14 protein-coding genes are annotated in these 14,523 nt (G+C 74.7%); 12 read left to right on the forward strand and 2 right to left on the reverse strand.

The annotated features are described in order from the left end of the window. The first annotated feature begins 4 nt into the window (after window positions 1-4). The 6 genes from ACWGH0_RS05200 to ACWGH0_RS05225 are packed head-to-tail and all read left to right on the forward strand — an operon-like array spanning window position 5 to window position 8,344. Window positions 5-724: a class I SAM-dependent methyltransferase gene (locus ACWGH0_RS05200; RefSeq protein WP_453402767.1), complete on the forward strand. Its 720-nt coding sequence runs from the start codon at window positions 5-7 to the stop codon at window positions 722-724. Beyond that, entirely contained in the window at window positions 721-5,124 is a 4,404-nt protein-coding gene (locus tag ACWGH0_RS05205; protein ID WP_453402866.1) for an alpha-(1->3)-arabinofuranosyltransferase domain-containing protein, read from the forward strand. The genes ACWGH0_RS05200 and ACWGH0_RS05205 overlap by 4 nt, the downstream gene beginning before the upstream one ends. Then, window positions 5,121-6,446: a condensation protein gene (locus ACWGH0_RS05210; protein ID WP_453402768.1), complete on the forward strand. Its 1,326-nt coding sequence runs from the start codon at window positions 5,121-5,123 to the stop codon at window positions 6,444-6,446. Before ACWGH0_RS05205 ends, ACWGH0_RS05210 begins: the two co-directional genes overlap by 4 nt. Further along, window positions 6,443-7,201 carry a class I SAM-dependent methyltransferase gene (locus ACWGH0_RS05215; protein WP_453402769.1) on the forward strand — a complete coding sequence of 253 codons (759 nt, stop codon included), beginning with the start codon at window positions 6,443-6,445 and terminating at the stop codon, window positions 7,199-7,201. Before ACWGH0_RS05210 ends, ACWGH0_RS05215 begins: the two co-directional genes overlap by 4 nt. Window positions 7,202-7,206: 5 nt before the next feature. After that, entirely contained in the window at window positions 7,207-8,130 is a 924-nt protein-coding gene (locus tag ACWGH0_RS05220; protein ID WP_453402770.1) for a hypothetical protein, read from the forward strand. Next, window positions 8,117-8,344 carry a Trm112 family protein gene (locus ACWGH0_RS05225; protein ID WP_453402771.1) on the forward strand — a complete coding sequence of 76 codons (228 nt, stop codon included), beginning with the start codon at window positions 8,117-8,119 and terminating at the stop codon, window positions 8,342-8,344. The genes ACWGH0_RS05220 and ACWGH0_RS05225 overlap by 14 nt, the downstream gene beginning before the upstream one ends. A gap of 34 nt (window positions 8,345-8,378) precedes the next feature. On the opposite strand, the gene ACWGH0_RS05230 is transcribed toward ACWGH0_RS05225, so the two are convergent. Next, a complete protein-coding gene (locus ACWGH0_RS05230; RefSeq protein WP_453402772.1) occupies window positions 8,379-9,371 on the reverse strand; it encodes a fibronectin type III domain-containing protein in 993 nt (330 codons plus the stop codon). 138 nt (window positions 9,372-9,509) lie between these two features. On the opposite strand from ACWGH0_RS05230, the gene ACWGH0_RS05235 reads away from it, so the two are divergent. Then, on the forward strand, window positions 9,510-10,220 hold the full coding sequence (locus ACWGH0_RS05235) for a hypothetical protein (protein ID WP_453402773.1): 711 nt from the start codon (window positions 9,510-9,512) through the stop codon (window positions 10,218-10,220). A gap of 95 nt (window positions 10,221-10,315) precedes the next feature. On the opposite strand, the gene ACWGH0_RS05240 is transcribed toward ACWGH0_RS05235, so the two are convergent. Next, window positions 10,316-11,002 carry an alpha/beta fold hydrolase gene (locus tag ACWGH0_RS05240; protein WP_453402774.1) on the reverse strand — a complete coding sequence of 229 codons (687 nt, stop codon included), beginning with the start codon at window positions 11,000-11,002 and terminating at the stop codon, window positions 10,316-10,318. 74 nt (window positions 11,003-11,076) lie between these two features. On the opposite strand from ACWGH0_RS05240, the gene ACWGH0_RS05245 reads away from it, so the two are divergent. From ACWGH0_RS05245 to adfB, 5 genes are all read left to right on the forward strand, one after another. Next, the gene (locus ACWGH0_RS05245) at window positions 11,077-11,886 is read left to right on the forward strand and encodes a chitosanase (protein ID WP_453402775.1); all 810 of its coding nucleotides are present in this window, start codon (window positions 11,077-11,079) and stop codon (window positions 11,884-11,886) included. Window positions 11,887-12,096: 210 nt separating this feature from the next. Then, window positions 12,097-12,279: a hypothetical protein gene (locus ACWGH0_RS05250; RefSeq protein WP_453402776.1), complete on the forward strand. Its 183-nt coding sequence runs from the start codon at window positions 12,097-12,099 to the stop codon at window positions 12,277-12,279. Next, window positions 12,267-12,668 carry a lasso peptide biosynthesis protein gene (locus ACWGH0_RS05255; RefSeq protein WP_453402777.1) on the forward strand — a complete coding sequence of 134 codons (402 nt, stop codon included), beginning with the start codon at window positions 12,267-12,269 and terminating at the stop codon, window positions 12,666-12,668. The genes ACWGH0_RS05250 and ACWGH0_RS05255 overlap by 13 nt, the downstream gene beginning before the upstream one ends. A gap of 179 nt (window positions 12,669-12,847) precedes the next feature. Further along, a complete protein-coding gene (locus ACWGH0_RS05260; protein WP_453402778.1) occupies window positions 12,848-14,221 on the forward strand; it encodes a hypothetical protein in 1,374 nt (457 codons plus the stop codon). Next, window positions 14,218-14,523, forward strand: a complete 306-nt coding sequence (gene adfB / locus ACWGH0_RS05265; protein WP_453402779.1) for an actinodefensin-associated protein B — start codon at window positions 14,218-14,220, stop codon at window positions 14,521-14,523. The genes ACWGH0_RS05260 and adfB overlap by 4 nt, the downstream gene beginning before the upstream one ends.

The raw sequence follows: 14,523 nt of genomic DNA on the forward strand, positions 1-14,523 counted from the left end.
TCCGGTGAAGGACCCCTCCCTGCGCAGGTCCGTCACCCTCTTCCGGGCCTTCCTCGACGAACAGGGCGACCCCGACCACTGCTACGCGCTGCTGGCCCGTGACGCCGCCGACCAACTGGAGCGCTACGGGCCGCTGGCGGAGCGGACCGTCCTCGACATCGGCGGCGGCAGCGGCCACTTCACCGAGGAGTTCCGCAGACGCGGGGCCCACAGCTACCTCTTCGAACCGGACGTACGGGAACTCGGCGGCCGCCGGACCCGCGGCACCGTGGTGGCCGACGGCTATCTGCTGCCCCTCGCGGACGGCGCGGCGGACATCAGCTTCTCCTCGAACGTGCTGGAGCACGTCGAGGACCCGGCGACCTTCCTCAGCGAACTGGTGCGCGTCACCGCGCCCGGCGGCCTGATCTACGTGTCGTTCACCAACTGGTACTCACCCTGGGGCGGCCACGAGTGGGCGCCCTGGCACTACCTCGGCGCCGAACGGGCCCGCCGCCGCTACGAACGGCGTACCGGCCGCAAGGCCAAGCACACGCTCGGCGAGAACCTCTTCCGGATCCACGTCGGCGCCACGCTGCGCCAGGTACGGTCCCGCACCGACGTCGAGGTGGTGACGGCACGGGCCCGCTACTGGCCGTTCCTCCCCGCCGTCGTGCCGAGGATCCCCCTGCTGCGCGAGTTCGCCACCTGGAATCTCCTCCTCATCCTCCGGCGGTGTCCATGACGACCACCCTCCAGGCACCTCCCAGGACCCCGCCGCCTCCCCGTCCTGATCCGCCCGCGGGCCCGCGCTCGCGCCGCTGGCTGTTCGGCTTCTGGGGCGCGGTGCTGCTCGCCTTCGTCGCCGCGTCCCCGGGCAGGATGACGTTCGAGACGAAACTCGGCGTGGCCCTGGACCCGTTCCGCTTCCTGTCGGACCTGGGCGAGCTGTGGCACAGCAGGGCGGGCTTCGGCGGCATCTTCGACCAGTACGTCGGCTACGCCTTCCCGATGCTGCCGTTCTACGCGCTGGCCGATCTGGCGCACCTGCCGGTCTGGCTGGCGGAGCGCCTGTGGCTGTCCATCGTGGTGACCACGGCGTTCTGGGGCGCGCTGCGCCTGGCCGAGCGCCTGCGCGTGGGCTCGCCGGCGACCCGCCTGCTCGGCGCGGCGGCGTACGCCCTGTGGCCGACGTACACGATCGTCGTCGGCTCGACGTCGGCCGCCGCGCTGCCGGGAGCGCTGCTCCCCTGGGTCCTGCTGCCCCTCACGAACCACCGCACCACGGCCCGCGTCGCCGCGCTCCGCTCGGCGCTGCTGATCCCGTGCATGGGCGGGGTGAACGCGGCGTCGACCCTGGCGGCCCTGCTGCCGGTCGGGCTCTACCTCCTGAGCCGGCCGGCCACACCCCGCCGGCGCGCGCTGATCGCCTGGTGGGTGCCGGGCGTGCTGCTCGCCACCGCCTGGTGGGTGGTCCCGCTGCTCCTCCTCGGGCTGCACGGCGAGAACTTCCTGCCGTACGTGGAGCAGGCCGAGACGACCACGGCCACCATGTCCGCGACGGAGATGCTGCGCGGCGCCGGCAACTGGACGGCGTACCTGCACTTCGGGGAGGCGTGGCTGCCCGCCGGCTGGACGGTCGCCACGGCGGCTCCGGCCGTCATCGGCTCCGCCGTCGCCGCCGCGCTCGGCCTCGCCGGCCTGGCCCGCCGCGACATGCCGGAGCGGCGCTGGCTGCTCCTGGTCGTCCTCTGCGTGGCGGCGGTCACCCTCGCCGGCTACGACGGCCCGCTGGGCGGCCCGTTCGCGTCCCTCTTCCAGGACTGGCTGAACGGCGCGCTGGTCCCCTTCCGCAACATCTACAAGTTCCAGCCGGGCCTGGCCCTCGCGCTGGTCCTCGGTCTCACCCACATCACCTCGACGCTCACCCTGCCGTCCCTGCGCCGCTTGACGGCGCCCCTCACCGCCCTGCTGATCCTTCCGGCCCTGGCGCTCCCCTACCTCAACGGCGACATCCTCCAGCCGGGTTCCTTCACCAAACTGCCCGCGCACTGGAAGGCGACGGCCGACTGGCTGGAGGAGAACTCGCCGGCGAGCCGCGCCCTGGTCGTCCCGGCGACGGCCCACGGCATCCACACCTGGGGCTCCACCATCGACCAGCCGCTCGACGTGCTGGCGAAGTCCCGGTGGGCGCAACGCGACTACGTGCCGTTCGGCACGCCGGGCAACCGCCGGGCCATGGACGCGGTGGAGCAGGCCCTCACCACCGGGGCCCGTGTCCCGGGCCTGAGCGACTACTTGCACCGGGCCGGGCTGCACTACGTCGTCGTACGCAACGACCTGGACCCGGACCAGATCGGCTACGTACCCCCGCAGACCGTCAAGCGCACGCTGGAGGAGTCCGGTTACCGCCGTGTGACGGGGTTCGGCCCGGTGCTCACCGGCGGCCGCATCCCGGACGACACCCCCGTGCAGATCGAGGGCCTCTACCCCCGGCAGCAGGCGGTGGAGGTCTACGAGCCGCCCGCTGCCACCCCGCGCCCGGACCGGGCGGGGATCGCCCCGGTGGCGGACACCGCGATCGTCAGCGGCGGCCCCGAGGCGCTCCTGCGCCTGTCGGCCGACCCGGCGATGCGCAAGCGGTCCGCCGTCCTCACCGGCGACAGCCACCCGGGCCTCGCCGACCCGGCGATCCGGGCGGCGGCCGACGGTCTGCGCCGCGCCGACACCCGCTTCGGCCTGGTCAACTCGAACACGTCGTACACGTACACCGCCACGGAGAGGAACCACCCCGGGAGCCTCCAGGACCCGGGGCGCGAACCGCGCCAGATCCTGCCGTCCGACGGCACGAAGCACCAGACCACGGCGGTGCTGCGCGGCGCGCGGTCGGTGACGGCGTCGAGCAGCGGCAACTGGCTGTTCCACCTGCCGCAGTACGACCCGGTGAACGCGTTCGACGGAAACCCCGACACGGCGTGGGCGGAGGGCAGCGCGGCGAACCCCCGGGGCGAGTGGCTGCGCATCGCGTTCACCTCTCCCACCACCCTCCCGGCCCGGATCCGGGTGACGCCGCTGCCGTCCGACGGCCTGCGGGCCGCCCCCACGGCCGTACGCGTGGAGACCGACAACGGCAGCAGGACGAGCCCGCTGCACCCCGACGGCGCACCGCAGGAGATCGACGCGCCCCCGGGCCGCGCCACCTACCTGAAGATCACCATCACGAACGCGCAGCAGGGCCGCCCCGGGCTGATGGGCGCGGGCTTCACCGCGGTGGACATCCCCGGCGTCCAGGTGACCCGCCTCCTGTCCCTGCCCCGGGACGCGGACCCCGACCTGGTCTCGCTCCACCGGGGCAGCGACCCCGGCGGGCTGTCCCCCGTGTCGGCGGAAGTGGGCCTGCACCGGCAGTTCTCGACGACCACGAAGGGCACCTGGGCACTGACCGCCACAGCCCTGCCCGTACCGGGCGACGCGCTGGACGCGCTCCTCTACACCTTCGCGCCCGAGCAACGCCGCAGGCTGACGGCGACGGCCGACTCCACCTCCCGCCTGGGCGCGTCCCTCACGCCCCGCAACCTGGTCGACGGCGACCTCACGACGGCCTGGATAGCCGGCGACAAACCGACCCTGCACCTGCGCTGGCCGGGGAAGCGCCCCATCGGCGAGATCGTCTTCGCCGCCGCCGGCGGCCTCTCCACCCGCCCGGAGCAGGTGGAGATCAGTTCCCCCGACGGCGCCGCCACCGTCTCGGTGGACGAGAACGGATTGGCACGCTTCGAGCCGATCAGGACCGACCGCCTGGACATCAGGATCACCCGCACGGCGGCCCTCACGGTCCACAACCCGGTGGCGAACGGCGAGATGCAGCTCCCCGTGGGCCTGAGCGAGGTGTACGTCCCCGCTCTGGACGACTTCCGGGTCCCGCAGCCCGAACCCCAGGAGACGTTCCAACTCCCTTGCGGGCAGGGCCCCGTCCTCTCCGTCGACGGCACCCTGCACGCCACCGCCGCGAGCGGGAGGCTGAGCGACCTCACCGAGCGCCGCCCCGTCGAGGTCTCGCTGTGCGCGGGCCCCCAGCGCGACGGCCGGGTGAGTCTGCCCGCCGGTACGCACCGCGTGGAGGCGGGCGACTCGGGCCCCCTGGCCCTGACCGACATCACCCTGACCAGGAACAAGGCGGCGCCGCCCGCCGAGCGCACGCGCGAGCTGACCGTCCGTGACGCGGTGGGCGACCGCCGCTCCCTCACGGTGGGACCGGGCGAGGCGTCGTACCTCCAGACGTACGAGAACGCGAACGCGGGCTGGCAGGCGACCCTCGACGGCCGCAAGCTCCCCTCCCTCCGGCTGGACGGCTGGCAGCAGGGCTGGCTGATCCCGGAGGGCGAGGGCGGCGAAGTGCGCATGGAGTACAAGCCGGCACGCGTCTACGAAGCGGGCCTGATCACCGGCGCACTGGCCCTGGCAGCCCTGACGGTCCTGACCCTCTACCGCCGCCGGCCGAACACCACCACTCCCCCGACCGCACCCACTCCACCAGCCCCCGGCCCCCTCCTCACCCTGGCGGCCCTGACGCTCACCCTCGCCCTGACCGCGGGTCCCCTGGCAGCAGTACTGGTCCCCCTCCTCGCCCTGGTGGCCCACTTCCGCCACACCCTCCTCCCCGCGATCGCCCTCCTCGCGATGACGGCGGCGGGCACGGTGGCGGCCCTCCAGGCGGGCGAACCAGCCTCCGACTCGGCGGGCGCGTTCGGCCCGGTGGCCCAACTCCTGGCCCTGACGGCCCTGACGGCCGCCGTGGTGACAACCCCCCGCCCCGCCCGGAACGACGACGCGGTGCCGGCAGGAAACACGCAGGGGCACTCCCCCAACACCCCCGCCGAACAAGCCACGGTGCCGGGAGGGGACGTGCGGGGGCACTCGCCCCACAACCCCGCTCAACCGTCGGCAGTGCCAGGAGGGGACGTGCCGGGGCGCTCCCCGCAGGGCGCCGAACGCAACCACCCCGAACCCACCGCAGCCGGACCCGAACGTTCGACGCCCGAGGAGACGCCCCGGCACGGCACCGACCCCGGAGCCGCCGCCCACAACCCCCCAGCCACCGCCCGGCACAACCGCACCGCCCCCGGCGAGGAGAGGCCACAGTGACCGCGCTCCACCACCAAGCCCGCCCCGGCAACCCCGGCAACCCCGCCGGCCCCGCCGGCCACCACCGGGTCCCCTTCACGGTCGTGGACGAGGTCACCCGCCACTGCCTGCACCCCCGAGTGCCCGAGACCGTGCACATCGAGGTCCACCTGCCCGCCCGCCCCGACCCCGCCCGCCTCCGCACCGCCTTCGCAGAGGCACTGCGCCGCCACCCCCGCATCCTCATGCGCGAGGCCCCCGGCCCCTGGTACCGGCGCCGCTACGAATGGGAACTCACCCCGCACGCCGACACCGAAGTGGTGACGTTCCCGCCGACCGGCCCGGACGCCCTCGACCGCGCCCGGGCCCGCGCCCTCTCCGTCGCGCCGCCGCTCGCGCTCTCGCCGCCCGTACGCCTGGAGGTCGTCGAACGCGTACTGCTCCTCACGGTCAACCACACCGCCCTGGACGGCCCCGCCTGCCTGCGCGTCCTGGCCACCGCCGCCGAGCTCTACGGCGGCCGGGACAACTCCCCGTCCACCCCACCGCCCACCCGGGCACCCATGCGCCCCACCGGGCCCCCCGCACCTCCCGCCTCCCGCGCCGGCTTCGCCCCCGTGGCGCGCGTCGCCCGGGGCACGCCCACGTCGGCCGCGCCCAACGGCATGCTGACGGTGGAGCTCCCCCTCCCGACCCGCCCGCGCGACGCCCCGTACACGGTCAACGACCAGCTGATGGTGGCGACGGCCCGCATGATCGCCGCCTGGAACCGGCAGCACGGCAGCCCGCCGCGCCCCATGCGGATCACGATGCCGGTGGACGACCGCTCCCGGGGCCTGGACATGCCCATCGGCAACGGCACCCGCCTGGTCGAGGTGCCGTTCGCCCCGGAGGAACTGACCGGATCCCCCGACGTCGACGTCGGGGAGCTCCTGCGCCGCACGGCCGCCCGTACCCGGACCCTGAAGGCACTCCCGCGCCCCCCACTGGGCCACGGCGCGGCCCTGCTCACCGCGCCCGTGGTGCCGGTGGCCCTGCGCGCGGCGTTCACGCGCGCCCTGCGCCGGACGGCGGCGCCGTGGACGTCGACCACGCTGCTGAGCAACATCGGCCGCGTCCCGTACCCCCTGGACTTCGGCGAGGGCACGGGCAGGGCGACGGCCGTCTGGTTCTCGGCGCCCGCCCGCATGCCCCGCGGCCTCACGGTCACCACGGCCAGTACGGCGGGCCGCCTGCACCTGGCGCTGCGCTGGTCGGGCGTGCTGCTCGGAGCCGCCGACGGCGAACGGCTGCGGGACCTCTTCACGGAGTACCTGGAGGCGACGTCCGGGGGGACCCGGTGAAGGCCGCCGGCACCGATCCGCGCCCCCGCCCCGAAACCCCGCCCACCCTCCAGGACTTCTACGAGAACCCCGCGGTCCCCGTGGCCTCCGGCACCCCCCGCACCCTGCGCCAGGCCCGCATCCTCGCCGCCGCCCTCCCCCGCCCGGGAGCGACCGTCCTCGACATCGGCTGCGGCGACGGCACCGCGGCGGCCACCGCCGCGCCGATCCTGCGCGGCCACCGCGTGATCGGCGTCGACTGGTCCCAGGACGCCCTGCGCCGCGCGTCGCAGCACCTCGCCCATGTCGTACGGGGCGAACTGAGCGGCAACGGGCTGCCCTTCGCGGCGGGGGCGGCCGACGCGGTCCTCTTCAGCGAGGTGATCGAGCACCTGGTGGACCCGGACAGCGCGCTGGACGAACTGCGCCGCGTCCTGGCCCCCGGCGGCCACCTCATGCTCTCCACCCCCAACCTCGCCGCCTGGTACAACCGCGCGCTGCTGCTCACCGGCACCCAGCCGGTGTTCTCGGAAGTGAGCCTGCGCGCGATCCACGGGCGTCCCGGCACCGAGGTGGTGGGTCACCTCCGCCTCTACACGGCCCGGGCGCTGCGGGAGTTCCTCACCGCTTCGGGCTTCGACGTCGTACGGATCACCGGCGCGCCCTTCCACGGCGTCCCCGGCCCACTGCGCCCCCTGGACCGGCTGTTCGCGTCCGCCGCGCCCACCGCGGCGTCGATCCTCCTGGCCCACGCCCGCCGGCGCCCCGGAGCCTGAGGGCGATGGGGTGGGGGGTGGCGGCCGCGCTGCTGGCGAACGTCCTCTACAGCTCGGGCTTCGTACTGGAGAAGCGCGCCCTGGCCGCGCTGCCCGCGCTGAACGTCCGCCGGCCCGTCCACCTGCTCCGCCACCTGCTGCGCAGTCCGCTGTGGATCGGCGGCTCGCTCGCCCTGGCCGGCGGCTTCGCGGCCCAGCTCCTCGTGTACCGGACCCTGCCCATGGCCGCCGCCCAGGCCCTGTTCGTCTCGGGCCTGGTCCTGCTGCTCCTGTTCTCCAACCGCTTCCTCGGCGAACGCACGTCGACCCGCGAGCGCTGCGCCCTGGCGGCCGTCCTGCTGGCCCTCCTCATGGTGGTCGCATCCCTGCGGGCGAGCACCGACAGCGTCGGCCGGAGTTCGCCGTACGCCCTGATCGTGCTGCTCAGCGCGCTCTCCCTGGCCATCGGCCTCGGCCTGTACTCGGCCACCGAGCGCCGCGTCGCGCACCGCCACCGCGCGCCCACCGCCGACGGCGTCGCCTACGGCGTGGCCGTCGGCTTCGTGTACGGGGTGAGCTCGCTGGCCATCAAGGGCGTGTCGGCGCACCTGGCCCCGGCCACCCTGGACGACCCGGCGGGAGCCGCGCTGACCCTGCTCGCGGGGCCGTACCCGTATCTGCTGCTCGTCACCGGAGCGACCGGCCTGCTGCTGTCCCAGACCGCGCTCCAGCGGTGCCGGGCGTCCCTGGTCGTCCCGGTCTGCACGACGACTTCGTGCCTGTACACGGCGGTCGTCGGCAGTTTCGCCTTCGGCGAGTCGCTGCCCGACGACCCGCTGCGGCTGGCGCTGCGCCTGACCGGAGCCGTCCTCGCGGTGGCGGTCCTCCTGACCCTCACCGCACGCCGGCAAGAGCCCACCACCCAGGAGTTGAGCCGTGAACCCCGATGACCCGCTGCTGAAGATCCTCGCCTGCCCGCTCGACAAGGGCCCGCTGACGCTCCTCGTCCCGGAGGACGCGCTCTACAACCCCCGTCTGCGCCGCCGTTACCCGATCGTCGACGGCATCCCCCAACTGCTTCCCTCGTCGGGCGAACAGGTGCCGGAGACCGAGCACCGCCGTCTCCTGGCCCTGTCGGCGCCGGAGCCACCACCGGCCGGATGAGCGGTTCGGGCGAGGGCGGCCGCCCCTCACACCGTCACCGCGTCACCACGGTCCGCTGCGCCGAGAAGTCGCCCCACTCGCCGTCCGGCAGCCTCGCCCGCAGCTTGACGCTGTACCGCGTGCCGGCCGGCTCGGGGACCGTGAAGCGGTACGCCGCCCTTCCCGCGGGCGGCTCGCCGCCCCACACGATCGTGGTGGCCAACTCGCCGTCGAGGTACAGCTGGTGCTCCCGCACCTCTCCCCCGCCCGGCACCCGCGGCGGTGTCCATGCGAGGTCGATCCCCCGCACGCCGTCCTTGGTGCGCGCCACCGCCCGCAGATCGCGCGGGGCGGTGGACGGACCCTCACCGCGCCCGGCGGCGGTGGTCAGGTCGAGCGCGTCACTGTCCCCGGAGGAGTTCTCGGCGGCGTCCCTGGCCCGCACGGTGAAGGTGTAGACGGTCCCGGGCCGCAGCCCGGTGATCCGGGCCGTCGTCTCGGTGCCGCGCACGCTGTGGATGCGGGCGTCCTCCTGGTAGACGTCGTACGACGTGACGGCCGTGTCGTCGGCGGCCCGCTTCCAGGTCAGCCGTACGGCGCCGGTCCCCTCGGCCCGTCCCCGCAGTCCCGCCGGCGCGGAGGGCGCCCTGTCGTCGTCCGGCGTGCGGGCCGGCGTCGTGACGGGGGCGGCCGCGCCGGCGGCCGAAAGGTTGCCCGCGGAGTCCCGGGCGCGGACGGTGAAGGTGTACGCGGTCGAGGGGGCGAGCCGGTCGACGTCGGTCATGTGCCGCCCGCCGGTGACGGTCGCGACCTTCCTGCCGCTCTCGTACACCTCGTACCCGGCGACGGACGCGTTGTCCCGGGACCGGTCCCACATCACGTGGACCGAGGTGGCGCTGCCCGCCTGGGCCGTCACCCCGCCCGGCCTGGAAGGTTTCTCGGTGTCCCGGTCCTGCCCGGTCGCGGTGCACCCCGCCGCCGCCGTCCCGAGCAGGGCCAGCAGGGCGGCAGAACAGACCGATCCGGTGCGTACGGTGGGGCGTTGCACGGTCGGGACCCTCCGTCCGAAGGCAATGGTCCAGACCTGTATGCCACGGCCGGCGACGCCCGGCAAGAGCCCGCGCGCACCCCGCTATTAGGCTGACGCCCCAGAACGGACCGGATCACGAAATAGGGGGCCGCCCGGATGGCGATCACGTACAGAATGCTCGACCCCCGCGGTCACACCGGGCGTGGCCGCGACAAGAACCTCGCCGGCAGACCCGGCACGCCCGTCATGGTCGTCGCCGACGACGGTACGTCGCAGGACCCGCGGCCCGTCGCGTACCTGCTCCGCAACACGGCCTCCGGCGGCCCGAACGCGTACCTCCCGGGCGCCCGGGAGATCCTGCTGTTCGCCGACGAGCGGTGCGGCGAACTCCTCGCCTCGGTGACGACGGAGCACGGCACGGGCTTCGGATTCGGCGGCCCGCGCTTCGTCTACCGGGTACTGGACCCGGACGGCACGCCGGTCGGCCGGATATCGCTGCGGCGCGGGCGGCTGTTCCGGATCGGCCGCTCGCACTGGACCGTGGAGCAGGCCGGCAAGCCCCCGGTACGCGGCTCGGCCGGCCGCCTGATGTGGTGGGCGCTGTGGTGGACCGTGCTGCTGCCCGTCAACGTCGCGCTGCTGTTCGCGGCCTTCACCGGCATGGCACAGGACCCGGTCACGACCCCCCGCCGCATCGTCTGGCGCGACGGCGCCGGCCGGGCCGTGATGTCCTTCCGGGGCCTGGCGGGCGACTACCGCGTCGTGCGGGACGACTGGGACCCGCGGGTGGTGGCGTCACTGGTGGCGATCCACCAGACGTACGTCTCCATCGCCATCAGCGACAGCACCGACTGGTACCACCGCTGACCCAGGGGCCGCACCCGCCATCGTGCGCGGTCAACCGTCCGGGCCGCGCGGGCGTCCTGAGAAGCAGCCGGTACGGGGCGGTGGCCCCGCCGGCGTCAGCTGGTCATGAACTCGGTGACCTCATGCGCGAACGGGCGGGGGCGCTCCTCATGTACGTGATGGCCGGCCGGGATGGTGATCAGGCGGCAGTCCGGGATGAGCGCGGCCATGTCCGGCATCCGGTCCTGCGGCAGGGAACTGTCCGGGCCGCCGGTGATGATCATGGTCGGTGCGACGATCTCGCCGAGGCTCTCGGCCCGGTCCGGGTCCGGGTCGGCGAGCTGCCCCGTGATGGCGGCGGCGACGGGCCAGTCGTAGTCGACCGGTTCGTCGGGGCGCACGGTCAGCGGCCGCGTGACGCCGGGGAACGGCGGCGGGGTCTCCTCCAGGACGAGCCGCTCGACGCGGTCCGAGTTGTCCTGCGCCAGCAGGCAGGCCACGACGCCGCCCATGCCGTGGCCGACGACGCCGACCCGGTCGAGTTCCAGTTCGTCGAGGAAGCCCAGGACGTCGTCCCGCATGAGCTCGACGGAGTACTCGTCGGGCCAGTCGCTCTCGCCGTGCCCGCGCAGGTCGATCGCGTAGACCCGCCATTCCTCGCCGAGCGCCCGCCCGGCCTCCTCCCAGCTCGCGGACGACGAGCCGAGTCCGTGCAGGAGCACGACCGGCGCCCCGTACGCGTCGCCCCAGGTCCGGTAGGCCAGACGTACGTCGCCGACATCCACTACAGAGTGCTCACCCATGCCCCCGACGCTACAGGCCGGAGCGGGGCGCTCCGACCGCGTGGGTGCGCGGTCCCGCGAAAGGTCACCGCCACGTGAAGCCGACCTCCCCCGTCCGCCTGCTGGCGGCCGTCCTGCTGCTGGCCCTGTCCGCCCGCACCGCCCCCGACCGGGGCGGGGAGGCCGAGGAGCGCGGGCTGGCCGACCCGGCGAAGAAGGAGATCGCCATGCGGCTCGTCTCCAGCGCGGAGAACTCCTCGCTGGACTGGAAGGCGCAGTACGCGTACATCGAGGACATCGGCGACGGCCGGGGCTACACCGGCGGGGTCATCGGGTTCTGCTCCGGCTGCGGCGACATGCTGAAGGTCGTCGAACGGTACGCGCGGACCTCGCCCGGCAACGGGCTGGAGCCGTTCCTCCCGGCGCTGCGCTCGGCCGAGGGCAGCCCCTCGCACCGGGGGCTCGGGCGGCCGTTCACGCGGGCCTGGGTACGGGCGGCAGCGGATCCGGCGTTCCGGCGCGCGCAGGACGCCGAGCGGGATCTGCACTACTTCGACCCTGCCGTCGACCGGGCCGAGCGCGACGGGCTGGGCGCGCTGGGGCAGTTCATCTACTTCGACGCCTACGTGATGCACGGCGCCGGCGACGCCCCGGGCACGGTCGGCTTCCGTACGATGCGCCGCGAGGCGATGGAGGCGGCCGAGCCGCCGTCGCGGGGCGGCGACGAGAAGGCGTACCTGCACGCGTTCCTCGACGCCCGCAAGGCGGCCATCCGCCGCGAGCCGTCCCACTCGGACACCACCCGGATCGACACCGCGCAGCGGGTGTTCGTCCGCGAGGGCAGGCTGGACCTGGAGACGCCGCTGCGCTGGAAGGTGTACGGCGACAGCTACCGCCTCGACTGACCGCGCGCGCCGACCGCCTACAGGCGGGCGGGCCCGGCCACAAGAGCGCGAGCGGCGCGGCGCGCGCCGGGGGCCGGGCTCCCGCACGCCCGGTGACGGTCAGTACAGGTGACGATACTTTTAGTGACGGCTCAAGATCACGGGCAGACCCGCCGCCGGCGCGCCACGCGCTGTCCGGCCGCCCGCGCTGCCACGGAGAAAGGAGACGACGTGACCACGACATCACTTGCCGCACGCCTCGCCGGCGACGGCTTGCAGCAGCACCTGTTCGCCGCGCCGACCACGGTCGCGGCGGCCTGCGAGACGTTCGGAGTCACGTGCTGGAGTTTGTCGGAGTGCTGCGGCGGCTGGTTCGGCCGGAAGTTCGGGGAGGGCCTTTCTTGTTGCTGGTGAAAGCGGCGCGAGGCGCGCGCCGGTTCGTGGAATCGGTCAAGGGCGAGGACGGTTCGTACCGCCTCGGGGACTGGCCCCGGGTGGAGCCGGCCGGGCGGCGGGGACGCGGCGCCGGGCACCGGGACGCCGGGACCGCGGTCGCGTGGCTCCGGGTGGCGCAGCGGCTGACCATGGGCTTCCTCGACCCGGTGGACGACGCGCTGTTCCTGGTGGCCGGGCTGCGGAGGATGGGCATCGCGGCCTCGTTCCATCTCGGCCGCGAACTGGTCCCGGTCACGCCGCCCTCGGGCTTCTACGCCTGGGTGCAGTGCGGGGAAGCGGTGGTGAGCACGTCGATGCCGGTACGGGAGACCTACGTCGAGGTCCATCGATCGGGGCGGAACACATGACGGAAGCGAAGACAGGGACACGGACGAGGACGACCCCGCGGGTCGCGGCGGAATCCGGGCCGGAGGCGCCGGCCGGGCCGCCGTGCGTCGCGGAGGCGACCCGCTCAGGTGTCCGGTGTGCCGGTCCTGCCTCCTGGACGGAGCCGGCCGGGGTACGGGCCCGACGGCCCGGACCGGACGTGTTCGAGCTGAGCCGCGACAGCCCGGGAGACCGGCCCGTGTACTACCGCGTGGACCGGGGACGGGTCGAGTGGGGCGAGGACCTGCGGGCCTTCCTGGCGGACGGGTCCCCGCGCACTCCGCGCCCGGGGCACCTGCTGGCCCTGGTCCACGGCACGGTGCCCTCGCCCGACGCCACGCTGCTGCCGGACGTGCGGCGGCTGGCGGTCGGGACGGTCGTACGGGTGGACGCCACTGGGGTGTGCGTCACGCGGCAGCGGCCCGAGCCGCCCGAGCCGGGGACGGGGCCGGCCGAGGCGGTGGGGCGCGCGCTCGACGGACTGGGGGGTGACTACGCCATCGCCTACAGCGGCGGGCTCGCCTCGGCGTTCGTCGCCGTCAGCGCCCTGGCGGCGGGTCACCGGCCGGTGCTGCTGCACGCGGACTTCGGCGCCCGCGGCGGTGGACCGTCGAAGCCCCCGCCGCCGGTGCCCGGCCTGGAGATCCGGCAGGTGCGGGTCGATCCGGCCGAGTTGTTCGCGCACCAGCCGGTCACGGGTGACGAACCCGTGCCGCCGCTGCCCGACACGGAGGCGCCCCGGCGGCTGATGGACCGGCTGAGCGAGAGCTGCGGACTGCCGGTGGTGAGCGGCGGGCTGCTGAAGGACCTGGCGTCGGCCCGGCTGCCGGAGGCCGGTACGGGATATCGCGGGTGGCGGCTGCTCGGCTGCGAACCGTTCCACATCGGCGACACCCTGCGCGGCCTCGCCGAGGCCCGTGAACTGCTCGGCGGGAGAACGGTGTTCCCGCCGGGACCGGGCGGGCGCCCGGTCCCGGCGGGCCACCCGCCGCAGGCCGGACCGGCCGGCGCCGCGCCGCTTCCGGGGCTCACGCCGGAGGGCGAGGAGGCACTCGCCTTCTCCCGGCGCGGGATGCTGGCCCTGTGGAAGAGCCACCTCGACCTCCTCGACCCGGTGACGGGCCGTGCGGTCGCGGGCGTCGAGGAGCGGGGCACCGGCGGGGCACTGCTGCCCGCCCTCGACCCGCACGTGATCGCGGCGGTCGCCGCACTGCGCCCGGCGAAGCTGGGGCGCATCCGGCGCGGGGTCTTCCACAACCACCTTCCGCTCGAACGCGCGGTCGCCAGGCGGCGGGTGCACGACCTGTGCCGCGCGCCTTCCGGGCACTGGCTGCGACGGGGCGCGCTCGCGCATCTGCACCGGGAGCGCGCGGGCATCCGCGCCTGGCTGGAGCGGGAACGGATCCCGGCCGGTCTCGGCGTGGACGTGGACCGGGTGCTGGCCGTCCTGCGCGACGGGCGGGAACTGGCCGACCACGCCCTGCCGATACTGCGCCTGGTGTGGGTGTGCCAATGGCTGCGGGGCGCCCGATGACGACACCCGGCGCACCTGCCCGCACCCCGGCGCCCGTGCTGGCAGTCCTGCGCCTGGCGCCGCACGTGACCCTGACCCGGCTGCCGTACGGGGGGTGCGTGCTGCTGGACACCGTGACGCTGACGGTGGCCGAGTGCGGGGAACCGCAGGCCGTCGTACTCGACCGGCTGCTGTCCAGCGGTCTGTCCGCCACGGAGGGCGACTCGCCCGCCGCCCTGCTGGCCCACCGGCTGCTCACCGCGGGCTGGCTGACGGCGTGTCCGCCGGCCGGCCGGTCCGCACCGGGGCGCCGCGAGGGGTGA

The sequence above is a fragment of the Streptomyces sp. NPDC054887 genome (assembly GCF_053610585.1).

Bases quoted from the DNA above. Each gene is read 5' to 3' on its own strand.
- ACWGH0_RS05220 (WP_453402770.1), top strand. From the start codon at position 7,207: ATGGGGTGGGGGGTGGCGGCCGCGCTGCTGGCGAACGTCCTCTACAGC.
- ACWGH0_RS05205 (WP_453402866.1), top strand. From the start codon at position 721: ATGACGACCACCCTCCAGGCACCTCCCAGGACCCCGCCGCCTCCCCGT.
- adfB (WP_453402779.1), top strand. From the start codon at position 14,218: ATGACGACACCCGGCGCACCTGCCCGCACCCCGGCGCCCGTGCTGGCA.
- ACWGH0_RS05235 (WP_453402773.1), top strand. From the start codon at position 9,510: ATGGCGATCACGTACAGAATGCTCGACCCCCGCGGTCACACCGGGCGT.
- ACWGH0_RS05240 (WP_453402774.1), bottom strand. From the start codon at position 11,002: ATGGGTGAGCACTCTGTAGTGGATGTCGGCGACGTACGTCTGGCCTAC.